This is a genomic window from Cryobacterium sp. TMB3-10 (assembly GCF_004402305.1).
GTDB lineage: Bacteria > Actinomycetota > Actinomycetes > Actinomycetales > Microbacteriaceae > Cryobacterium > Cryobacterium zongtaii.
Genome location: NZ_SOGH01000024.1, coordinates 66792 through 83891 on the forward strand (window position 1 = coordinate 66792; position 17100 = coordinate 83891).

At 68.7% G+C, this 17100-nt stretch carries 15 protein-coding genes; 8 read left to right on the top strand and 7 right to left on the bottom strand.

Annotation, left to right across the window (positions count from 1 at the left end; genetic code table 11):
- The first annotated feature begins 39 nt into the window (after positions 1-39).
- The 5 genes from E3T22_RS13090 to E3T22_RS13110 all read left to right on the top strand — a co-directional run bounded on the left by E3T22_RS13090 (position 40) and on the right by E3T22_RS13110 (position 5684).
- A complete protein-coding gene (locus E3T22_RS13090) occupies positions 40-924 on the top strand; it encodes an ABC transporter ATP-binding protein (RefSeq protein WP_088457559.1) in 885 nt (294 codons plus the stop codon).
- The gene (locus tag E3T22_RS13095; RefSeq protein WP_088457560.1) at positions 921-2090 is read left to right on the top strand and encodes an ABC transporter permease; all 1170 of its coding nucleotides are present in this window, start codon (positions 921-923) and stop codon (positions 2088-2090) included. Before E3T22_RS13090 ends, E3T22_RS13095 begins: the two co-directional genes overlap by 4 nt.
- Before the next feature lie 125 nt (positions 2091-2215).
- The gene (locus tag E3T22_RS13100) at positions 2216-3286 is read left to right on the top strand and encodes a low specificity L-threonine aldolase (RefSeq protein WP_088457561.1); all 1071 of its coding nucleotides are present in this window, start codon (positions 2216-2218) and stop codon (positions 3284-3286) included.
- Positions 3283-4986, top strand: a complete 1704-nt coding sequence (locus E3T22_RS13105) for a long-chain-fatty-acid--CoA ligase (RefSeq protein WP_134479552.1) — start codon at positions 3283-3285, stop codon at positions 4984-4986. Before E3T22_RS13100 ends, E3T22_RS13105 begins: the two co-directional genes overlap by 4 nt.
- 122 nt (positions 4987-5108) lie before the next feature.
- Positions 5109-5684, top strand: a complete 576-nt coding sequence (locus E3T22_RS13110) for a nitroreductase family protein (RefSeq protein WP_088457563.1) — start codon at positions 5109-5111, stop codon at positions 5682-5684.
- Between the two features lie 306 nt (positions 5685-5990).
- Here the strand turns inward: E3T22_RS13110 and E3T22_RS13115 are convergent, their stop codons facing one another.
- Together E3T22_RS13115 and E3T22_RS13120 are read right to left on the bottom strand one after the other, a co-directional pair.
- Complete coding sequence (locus E3T22_RS13115; RefSeq protein WP_088457564.1) at positions 5991-7040, bottom strand: zinc-dependent alcohol dehydrogenase family protein; 1050 nt, start codon at positions 7038-7040, stop codon at positions 5991-5993.
- Between the two features lie 71 nt (positions 7041-7111).
- Positions 7112-7609, bottom strand: coding sequence for a nitroreductase/quinone reductase family protein (locus E3T22_RS13120; RefSeq protein ID WP_088457565.1), 498 nt, complete (start codon positions 7607-7609; stop codon positions 7112-7114).
- On the opposite strand from E3T22_RS13120, the gene E3T22_RS13125 reads away from it, so the two are divergent.
- The gene (locus E3T22_RS13125; protein WP_134479553.1) at positions 7608-7799 is read left to right on the top strand and encodes a hypothetical protein; all 192 of its coding nucleotides are present in this window, start codon (positions 7608-7610) and stop codon (positions 7797-7799) included. The two genes, E3T22_RS13120 and E3T22_RS13125, sit on opposite strands and share 2 nt — an antisense overlap.
- Before the next feature lie 87 nt (positions 7800-7886).
- Here the strand turns inward: E3T22_RS13125 and E3T22_RS13130 are convergent, their stop codons facing one another.
- Entirely contained in the window at positions 7887-8885 is a 999-nt protein-coding gene (locus tag E3T22_RS13130; RefSeq protein ID WP_134408498.1) for a RimK family alpha-L-glutamate ligase, read from the bottom strand.
- 126 nt (positions 8886-9011) lie between these two features.
- Between E3T22_RS13130 and E3T22_RS13135 the strand changes: the two genes are divergently transcribed.
- Both E3T22_RS13135 and E3T22_RS13140 read left to right on the top strand, forming a co-directional pair.
- The gene (locus tag E3T22_RS13135) at positions 9012-10187 is read left to right on the top strand and encodes a MalY/PatB family protein (RefSeq protein ID WP_088457567.1); all 1176 of its coding nucleotides are present in this window, start codon (positions 9012-9014) and stop codon (positions 10185-10187) included.
- Positions 10184-11503, top strand: a complete 1320-nt coding sequence (locus tag E3T22_RS13140) for an O-acetylhomoserine aminocarboxypropyltransferase/cysteine synthase family protein (RefSeq protein ID WP_088457568.1) — start codon at positions 10184-10186, stop codon at positions 11501-11503. Before E3T22_RS13135 ends, E3T22_RS13140 begins: the two co-directional genes overlap by 4 nt.
- On the opposite strand, the gene E3T22_RS13145 is transcribed toward E3T22_RS13140, so the two are convergent.
- The 4 genes from E3T22_RS13145 to E3T22_RS13160 all read right to left on the bottom strand — a co-directional run bounded on the left by E3T22_RS13145 (position 11496) and on the right by E3T22_RS13160 (position 17045).
- Positions 11496-13124 carry a HAMP domain-containing sensor histidine kinase gene (locus E3T22_RS13145; RefSeq protein ID WP_134408496.1) on the bottom strand — a complete coding sequence of 543 codons (1629 nt, stop codon included), beginning with the start codon at positions 13122-13124 and terminating at the stop codon, positions 11496-11498. The two genes, E3T22_RS13140 and E3T22_RS13145, sit on opposite strands and share 8 nt — an antisense overlap.
- Before the next feature lie 114 nt (positions 13125-13238).
- A complete protein-coding gene (locus E3T22_RS13150; RefSeq protein WP_088457570.1) occupies positions 13239-15401 on the bottom strand; it encodes an ATP-dependent Clp protease ATP-binding subunit in 2163 nt (720 codons plus the stop codon).
- 79 nt (positions 15402-15480) lie between these two features.
- Positions 15481-16134, bottom strand: coding sequence for an alpha/beta hydrolase (locus E3T22_RS13155; RefSeq protein WP_134479554.1), 654 nt, complete (start codon positions 16132-16134; stop codon positions 15481-15483).
- Entirely contained in the window at positions 16131-17045 is a 915-nt protein-coding gene (locus E3T22_RS13160) for a VOC family protein (RefSeq protein WP_134479555.1), read from the bottom strand. Before E3T22_RS13160 ends, E3T22_RS13155 begins: the two co-directional genes overlap by 4 nt.
- Between the last annotated feature and the right edge of the window lie 55 nt (positions 17046-17100).

Sequence of the window (17100 nt, forward strand, 5' to 3'; positions counted from 1 at the left end):
GCATCCCTAGCGTTGACGGTACGCAACGAAAGGGCAGACATGCTCGAGATCAGGGACATCAACAAGCATTACGGCACCCACCAGGTGCTCACCGATGTGAGCTTCAGTGTGGGCGCTGGCCGCATGACCGGCTTCGTCGGCGCCAACGGTGCCGGCAAGACCACGTCGATGCGCATCATTCTGGGGGTGCTCTCGCCGGACTCCGGCAGCGTGCTGCTCGACGGCGTCGCGCTCACCGCCGGTGACCGGCGCCGGTTCGGCTACATGCCGGAGGAACGCGGCCTCTACCCCAAGATGAAGGTCGCCGAACAACTGGTCTACCTGGCGCGGCTGCACGGCATGAGCACCAGCGCCGCCAAGCGCAACGCCAACGACCTGCTCGAGCGGCTCGGCCTCGGCGAGCGCGCCAACGATCTCGTCGAGGCCCTGTCGCTGGGCAACCAGCAGCGCGCCCAGATCGCCGCAGCGCTCGTGCACGACCCCGAGTTCCTGGTCCTCGACGAACCGTTCTCCGGCCTCGACCCCATCGCCGTCGAGGTGGTTCTCACGGTACTCAAGGAGCGTGCCGCCGCCGGCGCCCCCGTGCTGTTCTCCTCGCACCAGCTCGACCTCGTCGAACGGCTCTGCGACGACCTCGTGATCATCGCCGCCGGCGAAATCCGCGCCAACGGGTCCCGCGAACGCCTGCGCGAGCAGTTCAGCACCCCCAGGTTCGAAATCCACACAGATGCCGACGCCGGCTGGATCCGCGGGGTCGCCGGCATCACCGTGATCGACTTCGACGGCGGCGAAGCCGTCTTCGAAGCCGACTCCGACGCCGCCAGCCAGCAGGTCCTCCGCGAGGCCCTCACCCGCGGCGCCGTGCACTCCTTCGGCCACCTCCGGCCCTCCCTCTCCACCATCTTCAAGGAGGTCGTGCGATGAGCACCGACACCGAACCGGCCACTGGCACTGGCACTGGCACTGGCACCGGAACAGAACCCCGCCAGAGCGCCGCAGCCCGCACCACACCCCCCGCGCCCAATTTCTGGGCCAGCGTCTGGCTGGTCGCCACCCGCGAGATCGTCTCGCGCCTGCGCAGCAAGGCCTTCCTCATCTCCACCGGCATCCTGCTGCTGATCGCGGTCGGCTCCGTCGTCGCCGGCGGCATCATGAGCGCCAACCCGTCCACGACCTCGGTGGCCGTGGTCGGCTCGGCCGGATCCGTGGTCAGCGAGGCCGCCGGTCTCACCATGGTCTCCGCCGACGGCGTCGCAGAGGCGGAGGCCCTGGTGCGCGACGGCACCGTCGAAGCCGCCGTGGTGCCTGACGACTCCCTGCTCGGCGTCAGCGTGATCGCCCTGGATTCACCGCCGAGCGCGGTCATGAATGCGCTCAGCGTCGCCCCCGCCGTCGAACTGCTCGACCCGGCCGAGCAGGGCGGCTTCCTCGTCTACATCGTGGCGCTCGGCTTCGGCCTGGTGTTCTTCATGTCGGCGCTGACCTTCGGCTCCACCATCGCGCAGAGCGTGGTCGAAGAGAAGCAGACCCGGGTCGTCGAGATCCTGATGTCCGCTATCCCCGTGCGCGCCCTGCTGGCGGGCAAGGTGGTGGGCAACTCGATCATGGCGCTGGGTCAGATCGTGGCCATCGCCCTGCTCGTGGGCATCGGCATGGCGGTCACCGGCCAACGGGTGCTGCTGGCCGACCTGGGTCCGGCCATCGGCTGGTTCGCGGTGTTCTTCGCCTTCGGCTTCGTGATGATCGCCGCCCTGTTCGCGGCGACGGCGTCGATGGTGTCCCGCCAGGAAGACGTGGGCTCGACCACCGCACCGGTGACGTACCTCGTGATGATCCCCTATTTCCTGGTGATCTTCTTCAACGACAACCCGCTCGTGATGGCCATCATGTCCTACGTCCCGTTCTCCGCACCGGTCGGGATGCCCGTGCGCATTTTCCTGGGCTCGGCCGAGTGGTGGGAGCCGGTGCTGGCGCTGATCATCCTCGCCGTGACCACGGCCGGAGTGATCATCCTGGGCTCGCGCATCTACCGCAATTCGCTGCTGCGGATGGGCGGCCGCGTCACCATCAAGCAGGCCCTGCGCGGCTGATCGGCGCGAAAGCGCGAATCCGGGCCTGACCCGGGGTGTTGACACGTTGTGCAGGCACACAATCCGTGCGACACCCCGGAGCAGACGCACAGATTCGCCACCCAGGTTTACGCCAAGATGGAGGGGTGACCTCCCTCCATGACCTGCTCTCCCGCGGTTTCGCGTCCGACAACTATTCGGGCATCCACCCGGAGATTCTCGACGCCATCGTGCGGGCCAACGGCGCCCATCAGATCGCTTACGGCGACGACGTCTACACGGCCGAACTGCAGCGCGTTTTCGCGCGGCACTTCGGTGACGGCGTCGAGGCGTTCCCGGTGTTCAACGGCACCGGCGCCAACGTCACCGGGCTGCAGTCGATGCTGCCGCGCTGGGGAGCGGTGATCTGCGCGAGCACCGCGCACATCAACACCGACGAGGGCGGTGCTCCCGAGCGGGTCGGCGGCCTCAAGCTGCTGCCGATCGAGACGCCGGACGGCAAGCTCACTCCCGCCCTGATCGACCAGGAGGCCTGGGGCTGGGGCGACGAGCACCGCGCCCAGCCGCTCGTGGTGTCGATCACCCAGACCACCGAGCTCGGCACCCTGTACACGCCCGCAGAGGTGCGCGCCATCGCCGACCACGCGCACGCCAATGGCATGCTGCTGCACATGGACGGCGCCCGCATCTCCAACGCCGCGGCCGCCCTCGGGGTGCCGTTCCGGGAGTTCACCAGCGACGCCGGTGTCGACGTGCTCAGCTTCGGCGGCACCAAGAACGGCATGATGCTCGGCGAGTGCATTGTGGTGCTCAACCCCACCTCATCCACCGGGCTCAAGTACCTGCGGAAGCTCAACATGCAGCTGTCCTCGAAGATGCGCTTCATCTCGGCCCAGCTGATCGCCCTGCTCGACGGCGACCTGTGGCTGCGGAACGCCGACCACGCCAACGCCATGGCCGCACGCCTGCGCGGCGCGCTCGAAGAGGGCCTGGCGAATGGCTCGGTGACCGGACTCTCGTTCAGCCAGCCCACCCAGGCCAACGCGATCTTCGCCGTGCTGCCCGCCGGCGTGGCCGACAAGGTGCGCGAGTTCTACAGGTTCTACGACTGGAACCCGGCCACCGGCGAGGTGCGCTGGATGTGCGGCTTCGACACCACCCCCGACGACGTCGACGATTTTGTCGCCGCCCTGAAGAAGGAACTGATCAGCGCATGAACGTCTTCACGAACAAGCCCTGGTTGAGCTCATACGCCGCGGGCGTGCCCAACACGATCACTGATCCCACCGAGACCCTCATCGACATGATCGAGGGCTCCACCCGCCGGTTCGCCGACAAGGTGGCGCTGGACTTCTTCGGCGGCACCATGACCTACGGGCAGCTGGGCGATGAGATCTCTCGCGTGGCCAACGGCCTGCGCCGGCTCGGCGTCAAGCCCGGCGACAGGGTGGCCCTGGTGCTGCCGAACTGCCCGCAGCATATCGTCGCGTTCTACGCCGTGCTGCGGCTCGGCGCGATCGTGGTGGAGCACAACCCGCTCTACACCGAACGTGAGCTGCGCCACCAGTTCGAGGACCACGGCGCCAGCGTCGCCATCGTCTGGGACAAGGTTTACACCACGGTGCGCGGCTTCCCCCGCGACATGGGTCTGCACACCGTCGTGGCCGTCGACGTCACCAAGTCGATGCCGCTGACCACCCGGCTGGCCCTGCGCCTGCCGATCCCCAAGTCCCGCACCGCCCGCGCCGCCCTCACCGTGGCCCACCCGCTCAAGGACGCCATCGAGTGGAGCGCCCTGGTGGGTTCCCGCCGGCTGCGCACCGCGCATCCGCGCCCGCTGCTCGGCGACACCGCCGTGCTGCAGTACACCAGCGGCACCACCGGCTCGCCCAAGGGCGCCATCCTCACCCATTTCAACCTGCAGGCCAACGCCCAGCAGAGCGAAGCCTGGGTGCCCGGGCTCGAGCGCGGCAACGAGGTCTTCTACGGCGTCCTGCCGATGTTCCACGCCTACGGCCTCACCCTCTGCCTCACCGTCGCGATGTCGATCGGCGCCCGGCTGGTGCTGTTCCCCAAGTTCGACGTGGGCCTGGTGCTCAACGCGGTCAAACGCACCCCACCCACCTTCCTGCCCGCGGTGCCCCCGATCTACGAGAAGCTCGTGACGGCCGCCAACGCGCAGAAGGTCAGCCTTCGCGGCACCAAGTACGCCATTTCCGGGGCGATGAGCCTGCCCCAGTCCACTGTCCAGCTGTGGGAGGAGGCCACCGGCGGCGTACTCGTCGAGGGGTACGGCATGACCGAGTGTTCGCCGATCGCGGTGGGCAACCCGATGGGCGAGAGCCGGCGCAATGGCACCGTGGGCGTCCCGTTCCCGAGCACCGAGATCCGGGTCGTCGACCCCGCGAACCCCGCGGTCGACCGCGGCTTCGACGAAGAAGGCGAGCTGCTCATCCGTGGCCCGCAGGTGTTCTCCGGTTACTGGGACCGCCCCACCGAAACCGCCCAGACCCTGCTGGCGGATGGCTGGTTGCGCACCGGTGACATCGTCACGGTGTCGCCGGACGGCTTCGTCACCATCGTGGACCGCATCAAGGAACTGATCATCACCGGCGGCTTCAACGTTTCGCCCTCCGAGGTGGAGGCCGCCCTGCTCTCGCACCCCGACATCGCCGACGCCGCTGTGGTCGGCCTCAAGAGCGAGCACGGCGGCGAGGATATCGTGGCCGCCGTGGTGCTGATCGCCGGCGCCACCCTCGACGTGGCCGGTTTGCGGGAGTACTGCCGCACCCGCATCTCTGCCTACAAGGTGCCCCGCCGTATCGTCGAGGTCGACGACCTACCCCGGTCGCTGATCGGCAAGGTGCTGCGCCGCAAGGTGCGCGACAACCTCGAAGCGGCGGAGCACACCGCCTGACCGACGGCATCCGGTCAAATATGCGGGCGCATGGAATAACCGCGCCCGCACCGCGTTGACCAGATTGGGACGATGATGCCCCGCACCAATCGACAGACACGCACCAGAGAAAGCCGGGCATCATGACCCTCATCACCGACACCCACAGCCGCGCCGCCGATACGACGGCACCGATCCTCCCCGCGATGGCCGAGCGCTGGAGCCCGCGGGGATTCGACCCGACCGCCGTCATCGACGAGGACACCCTCACCACGGTGCTCGAGGCCGCCCGCTGGGCGCCATCCGGCAACAACAACCAGCCGGCCCGGTTCATCGTCGCCCGCCGCGGTTCCGAGAGCTTCGCCAAGATCCACGCGAACCTGATGGGCTTCAACCAGGCCTGGGCCGACAAGGCGTCGGTGCTGATCCTCAACATCGCCGAGGGTGACAACCCCTGGGCGCAGTACGACCTCGGCCAGGCCGTCGCTCACCTCACCATCCAGGCCCAGCACGAGGGACTGTTCAGCCACCAGCTGGGCGGTATCGACCGCAAGGCGCTGGCCAGTGCGTTCCGTCTCAAGGAGAACCAGGACGCCGTCACCGTGACCGTGCTGGGTGTGCTCGGCGACGCCGAGGCGCTCAGCCCCGAACTGCTCGAACGAGAGATCGCGCCGCGCACCCGCAAGCCGCTGACCGAGATCCTGCTGGTCAACGACTAACAGCCGCCGTTTCGGGCGGCGCACCATCCGCCGAATTGCCGCAGAGTTCCCCTCGAGTCCGCCGAAGGGGTCTGCCGCAACTCGCGGGCCTCGACGCCGCACAACGGGGGATGTGAGTTGCCACTTGGAGCCCCCTCAGGGCCTCCGAAGGGGCGCCAACTGCCATCTCACCCGACTGCGCCGCATCGACCTGCCAGTTGAGGCCCTCAACCGGGCCGCCAAGAGGCCGCAAGTGGCAAGTCGGGCAATACACGAACGCCCCCCTCGCATAAGCGAGGGGGGCGTTCGTCATGTGAGGGGTGCGGACTACGGGCGCAGCAGCACCTTGATGGCGCGGCGCTCGTCCATGGCGGCGTAGGCCAGCGCCACTTCGGACAACGGCAGCTGCAGGTCGAAGACCCGCCCCGGGTTGATCGCTCCGCTGAGCACCTCGGGCAACAGTTCCTCAACGTATCCGCGCACGGATGCGACGCCGCCGTTCACGCCCACGTTGCGGCCGAAGAGGGCCTTGATCGGCAGCTCGGCGCCGCCGTTGGGCACGCCGACGTAGCCGACCATGCCGCCGGGCCGGGTCGAGCGGATCGCCTGGTCCATCGACTCCTCGGTGCCAACGCACTCGAGCACGCAGTCGGCGCCGACACCGTCGAACATCTCCAGGATGCTCTCGACACCCGCGTCGCCCCGCTCCTCGACGATGTCGGTGGCACCGAATTCGCGGGCGACGGCCTGCCGGTCGGCGTGCCGGGACATGGCCACGATGCGGGACGCGCCCAGGCGCTTGGCGGCGATGATCGCGCAGAGGCCCACGGCCCCATCGCCGACCACGACGACGGTGCTGCCGACGGTGACGCCGGCCGAGACGGCAGCGTGGTGGCCGGTGCCCATCACATCGGCGAGGGTGAGCAGGCCAGGGACCTGGTCATCCGTGGGCTGCACGGGGGTGGCGACGAGCGAACCGTCGGCGTGCGGAACCCGCACCCGTTCGCCCTGGGCGCCGTCGGCGAAGCCGCCGAGCTGGTCGTCCGAGCCCCACCAGCCGCCGTTGAGGCAGGAGGTGCTGACGCCGTTCCGGCAATTGACGCAGGTGTTGTCGCAGTCGTAGAACGGGGCGATGACGAAGTCACCGACCGTGATGGTGGTGACGTCAGGACCGATCTCGTCGACGATGCCGACGAACTCGTGGCCGATCCGGTGCGGCTCGTCGGTGGGGGTCACGCCGCGGTACGGCCAGAGGTCTGACCCGCAGACGCAGGCCGCCACCACCCGCACGATGGCGTCACCGCCGGTGGACAGGACTGGGTTGGGAACTTCATCGAGTCGGACATCCCGCTCGCCGTAAATAACTGTTGCACGCATCCGAAAAGCCTAACCCTCAGCCCGCGAACCGTGAGATTTGCCCCAGGAACCGCCAGATTCCGGTGCTTGACTCACGGTTCGAGGGAGGCGGGAACAGGTTCGAGGACCACAACGGCAGTTTCGGTCGGGCGGCGGCGGGCCAGACCGTCGAGGTCCTTGTCCACCGTCCGCCAGCGGTCCCACAGCCGGGAGCGTTCCCCTCCGGTCGCGGCGTGCGCGACGACGTGGCGGGTCTCATCGGCGAGCTGGACCTCGCAGCGCGGCCGCGCCTGCAGGTTCAGCCACCACGCGGGTTCGGCTTCGCCCCAGCCGTTCATCGCCAGGGTCACCAGGTTCGGGCCGTCCTCCAGATAGCCCACGATCACGGACCGTTCCTGGCCGCTGCGGCGCCCGGTCGTGGTCAATCGCAGCGCACCCCACCGCTGGGGCCGCGCACGCCACAGACCACGACGACCACCGGTCACCCGGAACAGTGCCCTGTGAACCTTCCAGGCCAGCACGACGAACCAGCGCGGCGGCAGCCACGGGGTCCGCTCGCCGGTCTCGCTGCCGCGGCCGGGGGGCGTCATGGCGATCGCTTCCTCTCGCTCGGTCAGAACGGATCCGTTCAGCGCGACTGTACAACCGTTCCCCTCCCTCGAGGCCTTCGCCGCCACAGCGGCACTCCAGCCGCACGAGCTCGTGCGCCTGGGCAGCGAGGCCTTCTGCTCACCACGCCCCCGGGCCAAGCGCAGCTTCGGCCGCCGAGTCGACTACTGACCCGCGAGCCAGCCCGCGGCACGATTCAGACACGACACACACGCATGTCACTGCGTCTCGACAGGCTCGACCGACGACGGGGGCAGGTTAGGGCTTGCCGCCGACCTGCGGGTAGGACGCGGCGAGCACCCCGGCCAGGTAGGCCACGATCGCGCCGGGGCCGCTGTTCGGCGCTACAGCCTCGATCTCTGCGTTGTAGTTGGTGTTGGTGTTCACGTCGTAGGTCACCACCCGGCCGTCGACGGTTTCGATGAACTCGATCCCGGCGATCTCGATGCCCTCTGTGCGCAGGAAGTCCCGGTACCGGTCGATGATCGGGTGCTCGAACCCCTCCCGCAGGGCGAAGATCTGCTGCCCGGCCTCCGGCATGATGGTTGCCCCGGGCGGCAGAAGCAGTGCACCGGTGGTCGGGTCGATGGCGCAGGCATCCGCGGGGCAGAGCTGGTAGCCGCCGCGGGCGGTGTCGGCGGTGATCGCGTAGATGAACTCGTCGCCCACGATCTCGACCCGGGTGACCTCGGCGTGCGCTGACACCACGAACTCCTGCAGCAGCGAGATGCCGTCCTCGGGTTCCGCGTACTCGCCGGCCGCAATCGCCGCCGCCAATTCGGCGGCGCTGTCGAACTTCTGCACGCCCAGGCCCTTGCCGCCCTGGTTGTGCTTGGTGATGAACGGGGTCGGAAAGTCCCGCGCCGCCTCCACCAGGAGGTGCGTGCCGACGACCACGCGGGTGCGCGGCACGTCGAAGCCCTGCGCGCGCAGCCGGGTGAGCTGATCGACCTTGCTCACCTCGAGTTCGATGGTGCGGCGGCCGTTCACGGTGCGGGCGCCGTACGCCTCCAGCCAGTTCAACACGCTGCGGGTGTAGTCCTTCGACAGGCCGTGCCCGCGGGTGTGCGCCGACGCGCTGATCCGCGACCAGAAGATGCCGGCCGGCGGCGCCTCGTCGAGGTCGAGCACACCGTCGACGAGCAGCCATTCCCGGTACGGCACCCCGGCCGCCTCGAACGCGGCCTGGAACGGTCCGAACCAGTCCGGGTTCTCGTGCAGCACGTGGACGACGGGGGTGTCGGGAAGAAGGCTCATGAGACGAGCCTTCCACGTCACGACATTCCCCGCACGCTGACACATGGCGTAAAGGTCACTCCACCCTCCCCGCCCGGTTACTAGGGTCAGAAAACGGCCCATGTACGCTCGATGCGAAAGTACCCGATGACTCACTCACGTTTCGACGAGATCACTCGTGACGAGCTCAGCCGTGCCAGCAGCCGCAAGTGGAGCCTGCACCCGGGCACCATCGGCGCCTGGGTGGCCGAGATGGACTTCGGCACGGCGCCCGCGGTGTCCGCCGCCCTGCACCGAGCCGTCAACGCCGGCGAGCTGGGCTATCTAGCCCCCGCCACGACGCGGCTGATGGCCGAGGCCACCGCGGACTGGCTCCGGCAGGATTCCGGCTGGGTCGTGCCCCCGGAGAACATCCACCCGGTGTCCGACGTGATGTCGGCCTTCGACGTGACAGTGCGCCGGTTCTCGCCGGATGGCAGCGGCGTCATCGTCCCCACCCCGTCGTACATGCCGTTCCTCAGCTTCACGCCCACCCTGGGCCGGAAGATCTTCGAGGTTCCCGGCCACACCGTCGACGGTCGCTGGAGTCACGACCTGGCCGGCATCGACGCGGCGTTCCGTGCCGGCGCCCGCACCCTCGTGCTCTGCAACCCGCACAATCCCACCGGCGTGGCCCTGACCCTGGCCGAGCTCGAAGCCATCGCCGACGTCGTCGAGCGGCACAACGGCCGGGTCTTCGCCGACGAGATTCACGCGCCGCTCCGCTACGGCAATACCCCGCACATCCCGTACGCGTCGATCTCCCGCGAGACGGCCCGGCACACCATAACGGCCACCTCGGCCTCCAAAGCCTGGAACCTGCCCGGCCTCAAGACCGCGCAGTTCATCACCTCGAACCCGGCCGACGAAGAGGTCTACCAGGTCTACGGCTTCAGCGTGGTGCACGGTGCGTCGACGCCGGGGGTCATCGCGGCCACCGCCGCATACGCCGACGGCAGAGACTGGTTGGCCGAGGTGATCACCTATCTCGACGGCAACCGCACGGCCCTGCGGGACCTGCTCGACGAGCACCTGCCCGAGGTGCGGTACTCGCTGCCGGACGCCACCTACATAGCCTGGCTGGACTGTTCGGCGTTGGGTCTCGAGGGGTCCATCGCCGACTTCTTCCGCACCGAGGCCGGGGTCACGCTCACCGACGGGGCCCTGTGCGGCACCGGGTACGCCAACCATGCCCGCCTGATCTTCGCCATGCCCCGCCCCATTCTCGAGCAGGCGGTGCGGCAGATGGCCGCCGCCGTGCACCGACTGAAAGTGACCCTGTGACCCTCGACGCCACCACAGACTGTCCGTCCCAGCCCGAGTATGACTGGGAGGGCTACGCCTTCGACACCCGCCAGGTGCACGCCGGCGAGTACGACGACCTCACCAGCGGCGCCCGCATCTCGCCCATCAACATGACCGCGGGGTTCAGGTTCGACTCCTTCACGGATGCCAAGGCCCGCTTCGCCGGCGAGGCCGACGGTCTCATCTACTCCCGGCAGCGCAACCCCTCCGGCGGGGTCGCGGAGCGAAGGATCGCCTCGCTCGAGGGCGGCACCGAGGCCATCGTGGTGGCCTCCGGCCAGGCCGCGATCACCGCGGCGCTGCTGTCGATCGCGCAGTCCGGTGATCACATAGTCTCCACGGCGAGCATCTACAGCGGCACCCGCATCCTCTTCGGGCGCAGCTTCGCCCGGTTCGGGGTCACGGTCGACTACGTCTGGGACGAATTCGACGACGACGAGTGGGACCGTGTCATCCGGCCTAACACCAAGGCCATCTTCAGCGAGACCATTCCCAACCCGAAGAACGACATCGTCGACATCGGCCGGGTCGCCGCGGTCGCACAACGGCACGGTATCCCGTTCGTGGTCGACAACACGATAGCGTCGCCGTTCCTGATCCGGCCGTTCGAGCACGGCGCAGACGTCGTGGTGCATTCGTCGACCAAGTTCCTCAGCGGACACGGCGCGGCGATCTCCGGCACCATCGTCGACGGCGGCAGCTTCGACTGGGCCGCCGCCGACCGGGAGTACCCACTGATCACGCAGTCCGCGGCGGGCCTGCCGTCCATCGCCGAGAAGTTCGGGCGCACGGCCTATGCGCGAGCAACCCGCGAAGCCGTCGTCAACGACATCGGCCCGGCGCTGAGCCCGTTCAACTCGTTCCTGCTGCACCAGGGCATCGAGACGCTGTCGCTGCGGATGGAACGGCACCTGTCGAATTCGCTGGCCATCGCGGCCTGGCTGGCCGAGCATCCGGGTGTGCAGAGCGTCGACTACGCCGGCCTGCCCGGTAATCCGGCTTTCGACCTCGCCCAGCGGCTCTACGGCGGCCGGAGCGGCTCGGTGTTCTCGTTCACCGTGCGGGGCGGCGAAGCAGGGGCGGGCCGGTTCCTCGACCGGCTGCGGGTGATCAGCCACATGACCAACATCGGCGACACCAGGTCGATGGCGTTGCACCCCGCCACGTCGACGCACGCCTCGTTCAGTCAGGAGTTGCGCGAGCGTTTGGGCATCGGCCCCGGCCTGATCCGCCTCTCGGTGGGTATCGAAGCCGTGGCCGACCTCATCGCCGACTTGGACCGCGCGCTCAGCTGACCAGCGGCAGGCGCACCGTGAAAGTGCTGCCCTCACCGAGCACACTGGAGACCTGCACGGTGCCCTGGTGGGCGTGCACAACGGCCCGCACGATCGCCAGGCCCAGGCCCATACCGGGGATGGCCAGTTCGGTGGAGTTGCGGGCCCGGAAGAACCTGTCGAAGACCTGTCGCTGATCCTCGGCGCTGAGGCCGATGCCGTCGTCGGCGACCCGCACCACCGCATGCGTATCGTCGTGGTCGACGCTGAGCGAGACCGAGCCCCCTGGCCGCGAGAACTTGATGGCGTTGGCGAGCAGGTTGTCGATGGCCTGCTCGATCGCCAGCGGGTCCACCCTGGCGGTCACCGCGGCGTTGTCGTGGGCGCTGATGGTGATGCCGGCGCTCTGCGCGCGCTGCCGGGCGGTGCCCAGGCTGGAGCGCAGGATCCCGCCGAGGTCGCAGTCGACCCGGTGAATCGGCGGCTGGCCTTCGGTGGCGCTGAGCAGTTGCGCGATCACCGAGAGCAGCCGCTCGGCGTTGCGCTCGATCACGCTCACCTCCATGGTGATGCCGAGCTTCTCGGCGTCGATCAGGCCCAGGTAGCCGATGATCGAGGTCAGCGGGGTGCGCAGCTCGTGCGACACCGTGGCGAGAAAGCCGTCCCGCACGGCGATCGCCTCCACCAGCGGGGTCACGTCGGTGGCCACCACGACGGTGCCGAGCGGATACCCTGACTCACGTTCGACCACACCGGAGGACGCGATGATGGCGCTCTGGTCGTCGTCACCGCCGACCCAGTACACCCGGCCGGCGACGAGGTCCCCGCGCATGGCCCTGGCGGCGATCTGATCGTCGAGGGCGACCAGGGTGGTGCGGTCCACGTCGAAGACGAGCGACGCATCCCGGCCGTAGGAGCCGGTGGCCGAGTCGGTGCGCAGGGCGAGGGCGCGGGCGGCGGCGTTGCTCAGGATCACCTCGCCCTGCGGGTTGTAGAGCTCGATGCCGGCATCCACGGTCTCCATCACCGCTTCGAAGGTGGCCTGCCGGTCGGTTGCCTCGAGCAGGGCTGTGCGCAGCTCGCCGGACACCGCCACCAGCTCGCGTTGCTGAGCCCGCAGAGCGTTGGCGGCGATGCGGGCGGCGACGGCGATGAACGCGGTGATGATGGGCAGGAGCAGCACCGCTCCCCAGCCGACAGCGTCGGTGGGAAATCCACCGGCCTGCACCAACGGAAGGCCGCTCACGAACACCGCCCCGGCCAGGGCCAGGCCCAGCGCCCACCAGGCGAAGCCGTAAGCCAGCCAGAGCACGGGCAACACTATGAGCATCCCCACGGCGGGGAAGGTGTCGCGCACCCCGTCACGGAGGAACGCGACCACCACGACGTCGAGCAACGGGACCATGACCAGCCACTCGTGCCCGAACCGCGGCCAGGGCACCAACAGGCCCAGCAGGGTGGCGACGACGGCCAGGCCCAGACCCACCTGGAAACCCGTTTCGAGAAGGGCCTCCGGCCGACCGGCCAGCACGAAGCCCAGGAGCACCGCCACACCGGCCAGAAACGGCGCCTGGGCCAAGGGAAACTCGCGGATACTCGGCGGCCGAACCATCGGCACGAGACCACCCCTTACCTGCGTCACTCGACGATCCTCACGTTCGCGAGGCGTCTTAGGCTCAGTTGCCGGCCCTCCCCTGAATTCAAGCAGGTCGACAGGCTGAATTAGCCGTGTTCGGGGACCAATTCCGCCCGGGTTTCAGGCGTGCCCGATCGGGGCCACGGCCACGGTGAGCGAGTCGCCGTCCTCGGCGAGGTCAACCAGAACCGTCTCACCGTCACGGATGCTGCCATTCAGCAGCGCCGTGGCCAGCCTGTCGTCGATCTCGGTCTGCATCAGCCGCCGCAACGGCCGGGCCCCGTAGATCGGGTCGTAGCCGCGTTCGGCCAGCCAGGAGCGGGCATCCGGGGTCACGGCCAGCTCGAGCCGACGTTCGCCCAGGCGGCGCTGCAGCCTGTCGACGTAGAGCTCCACGATCTGGGCGAGGTCATCGGTGGAGAGCGACGAGAACACCACGATGTCGTCGAGCCGGTTCACGAACTCGGGCTTGAAGGCCTGCCGCACCATCTGCTGCACGGCCTCTTCCTTCTCCTCGGTGCTGAGGCTGGGGTCGACGAGGTACTGCGAGCCGAGGTTGGAGGTGAGCACCAGGATGGTGTTGCGGAAGTCGACCGTACGGCCCTGGCCGTCCGTGAGCCGGCCGTCGTCGAGCACCTGCAGCAGCACGTCGAACACTTCGGGGTGCGCCTTCTCCACCTCGTCGAAGAGAATCACCGAATAGGGCCGGCGCCGCACGGCTTCGGTGAGCTGGCCGCCCTGTTCGTACCCGATGTACCCGGGAGGGGCGCCGACCAGTCGGGAGACGGAGAACTTCTCGCCGTACTCGCTCATGTCGATGCGCACCATGGCCTTCTCGTCATCGAAGAGGAACTCGGCGAGCGCCTTGGCCAGCTCGGTCTTGCCCACTCCGGTGGGCCCGAGGAACAGGAACGAGCCGGTAGGCCGGTCGGGGTCGGAGATGCCGGCGCGTGACCGGCGCACCGCATCGGCCACGGCCCGCACGGCCCGCTTCTGGCCGATCAGCCGGTGGCCGAGTTCCCCCTCGAGGTTGAGCAGCTTGTCGGTCTCCCCCTGCAGCAACCGGCCCACCGGGATACCGGTCCAGGCGGCGACCACCGCGGCAATGTCCTCCGCCGTGACCTGATCGCCGACCATCCGGGCGCCCTCCTGCTCGGTCTGCTCGGCCTCGGCGAGCTCACGCTCTATCACGGGGATATCGCCGTAGAGCAGCCGGGAGGCCTTTTCCAGGTCGCCGCGACGTTCGGCCAGCTCGGCCTGGCTGCGGGCGCTCACCAGGCGCTTCCTCAGATCGCCGACCCGGTTGAGTGATGCACGTTCCTTCTGCCAACGTTCCTGCAATTCGCCGAGCTTGACCTGGCGCTCGGCCAGATCGCCGCGTAGCTTCTCCAGGCGCGCCTTGGAGGCGTCGTCCTTCTCCTTCTTGAGCGCCATTTCCTCGAGCTTGAGCCGGTCCACGCTGCGGCGCAGCTCGTCGATCTCCACCGGTGAGGAGTCGATCTCCATCCGCAGCCGGCTGGCGGCCTCGTCGATCAGGTCGATGGCCTTATCGGGCAGCTGCCTCGCGGTGATGTACCGGTTCGAGAGGGATGCCGCGGCGACGAGCGCGGCATCCGCGATCGAAACTTTGTGGTGCGCCTCGTAACGCTCCTTGAGACCGCGGAGGATGGCGACGGTGTCCTCGACGCTCGGTTCGTCCACCATCACCGGCTGGAACCGACGCTCGAGCGCGGCATCCTTTTCGATGAATTCGCGGTATTCGTTCAGGGTGGTGGCGCCGATCAGGCGCAGTTCACCGCGGGCGAGCATGGGCTTGAGCATGTTCGATGCCGCCACCGAGCCCTCGCCACCGCCGGCGCCCATCAGGGTGTGCAGCTCGTCGACGAAGGTGATGATCTGGCCGTCGGCGTCGTTGATCTCCTTGAGCACGGCCTTCAGGCGTTCCTCGAACTCGCCGCGGTACTTGGCGCCGGCCACCAGCGCGGCCAGGTCGAGCGACACCAGCTGCTTGTCCTTGAGCGAGTCGGCCACGTCACCTGCGACGATGCGCTGGGCCAGACCCTCCACCACGGCGGTCTTGCCCACGCCGGGTTCGCCGATCAGCACTGGATTGTTCTTGGTGCGCCTGGTGAGCACCTGGCTCACCCGGCGAATCTCGGCGTCACGGCCGATCACGGGGTCGAGCTTGCCGCTCCGGGCAATGTCGGTGAGGTTCACGCCGTACTGTTCCAGCGCGGTCTTCTGCTTCTCGTCGGTGCCAGGGGCGCCCTGCATGTTGGCCATCAAAAATCATCCTCCGCGAATACTTGAGTGGACTCGGCTCAAGTTTAGACTGGAGGTGGCGGATACGCTACCAGGGCACCTACTTCGCGGTGGCCGGCTTTCGGGCCGCGTGGAGCGCGAGGAAGTCGCGCACGTCGCCGGCCTCGGCGGCGTCGATTCCGTGGGCGAGGCCCGGGTAAATGCGTTCGACCAGGGTGGAGTGCCGCGGCAGGTAGGCGCTGGTGCGCGTGATCGCGGCCTCAGCGATGACCCGGTCCTCGGCGCCGCGACCCCAGAAGACGGCCGGGCGCGTCTCGGCGAGGGTCGCGTCGCCGGGCTGCTCTGCAGCCAGAACGAAACCGCCGAGCACGACGGGGGCGAGCACCCGCTCGGGCCGGGTGCGCAGCAGCTGGCTGGCCATCAGGCCGCCCTGCGAGAAGCCGATCGGGATCACCCGGGTGCCGGGAGCCAGGTTCGCATCGACCCAGGCCCAGATCGTCTCGGTGGCCTCGGCGACAGGCCGGGCGTCGGGGTTTCCGGGCGTGGTGATCGGGAACCAGGCCGCGCCGCCGGTGCCGAGTTCGAGCGGCGCGCGCAGCGACGCCCACGGCTGGGCGAGCCCGAACGCCGGGATCAGGCCGGCCAGGTCGTGTTCGTTCGAACCATAGCCGTGCAGGAGCAGCGCGACCGCGGGTTCGGTGGTGCCGTCGGCCGGCCAGGCGGACGAGCGCACTTCCCGCAGCTGCGGGGTCATCGGGCGATCAGCTCGTCGGTGGTGAGGTCGGGCAGCGCCACGGTGACCTGGGTGCCCCACGGGTCGGCGACCGTCACGGAGCGGCCGTCTCCGGCGAACGGAATCGACCGGGCGGTGAGGCGGGCGGAGAGGGAGTGCAGGTCAGCGACGGCGGGTACCGTCACGGCCACGTCGCCGAGGCCGAGGCTCGCCGCGCGGGGGCCCGAGCCACGGCTGTTCCAGGTGTTCATGGCGATGTGGTGGTGGTAGCCACCCGCGGAGGCGAAGAGCGCGCCCGGGTAGCTGCCCTGGGTGGCCTCGAAGCCGAGCGCGTCGACGTAGAACGCCCGCGCCGTCTGGATGTCGCCGACCTGCAGGTGCACGTGCCCGACCGCGCCGGGCAGGGCGGAGCCGGCATCGACGATTGCCTGATCGAGGTGACCCTGCAGGTAGGCGTTGGGGTCGAGGTACTCGGTGGCCATCCGGATCTGTTCGCCGTCGTGGATCCAGGTGCTGCGGTCCCGGTCGGTGTAGAGCTCGACGCCGTTGCCCTCCGGGTCGGTGAAGTAGAACGCCTCGCTCACGAGGTGGTCGCTGGAGCCGATGAAGATGCTGCGCGGGTCCTGCGCAGCGCGGTAGACCGTCGCCGCGAGGCTGCCGGGGGTCTCGAAGAGGAACGCGGTGTGGAACAGGCCGGCCTGGCGCGGGTCGACGCCGGGCAGGTCCGGGGTGTGGATGAGCCGCACCAGCGGCGTCGTTCCCCGGCCGAGCACACGGTGCACCTCACGATTGCGACTGCGCTCCTCGAGGGGTTCCATCGCGAAGGCCCGGGAGTAGTAGTCAGACATGGTCTCGAGGTCACCGACCCGCAGGGTTACCGCGCCCATTGACGTGGCGGCGTCGAGGATCTGCTCGCGTGCTGTGTCGCTCATGATTGGCTCCCGGTCTCGCTACGAAATGCTTGTAGCTACAACCATACAGCACGTT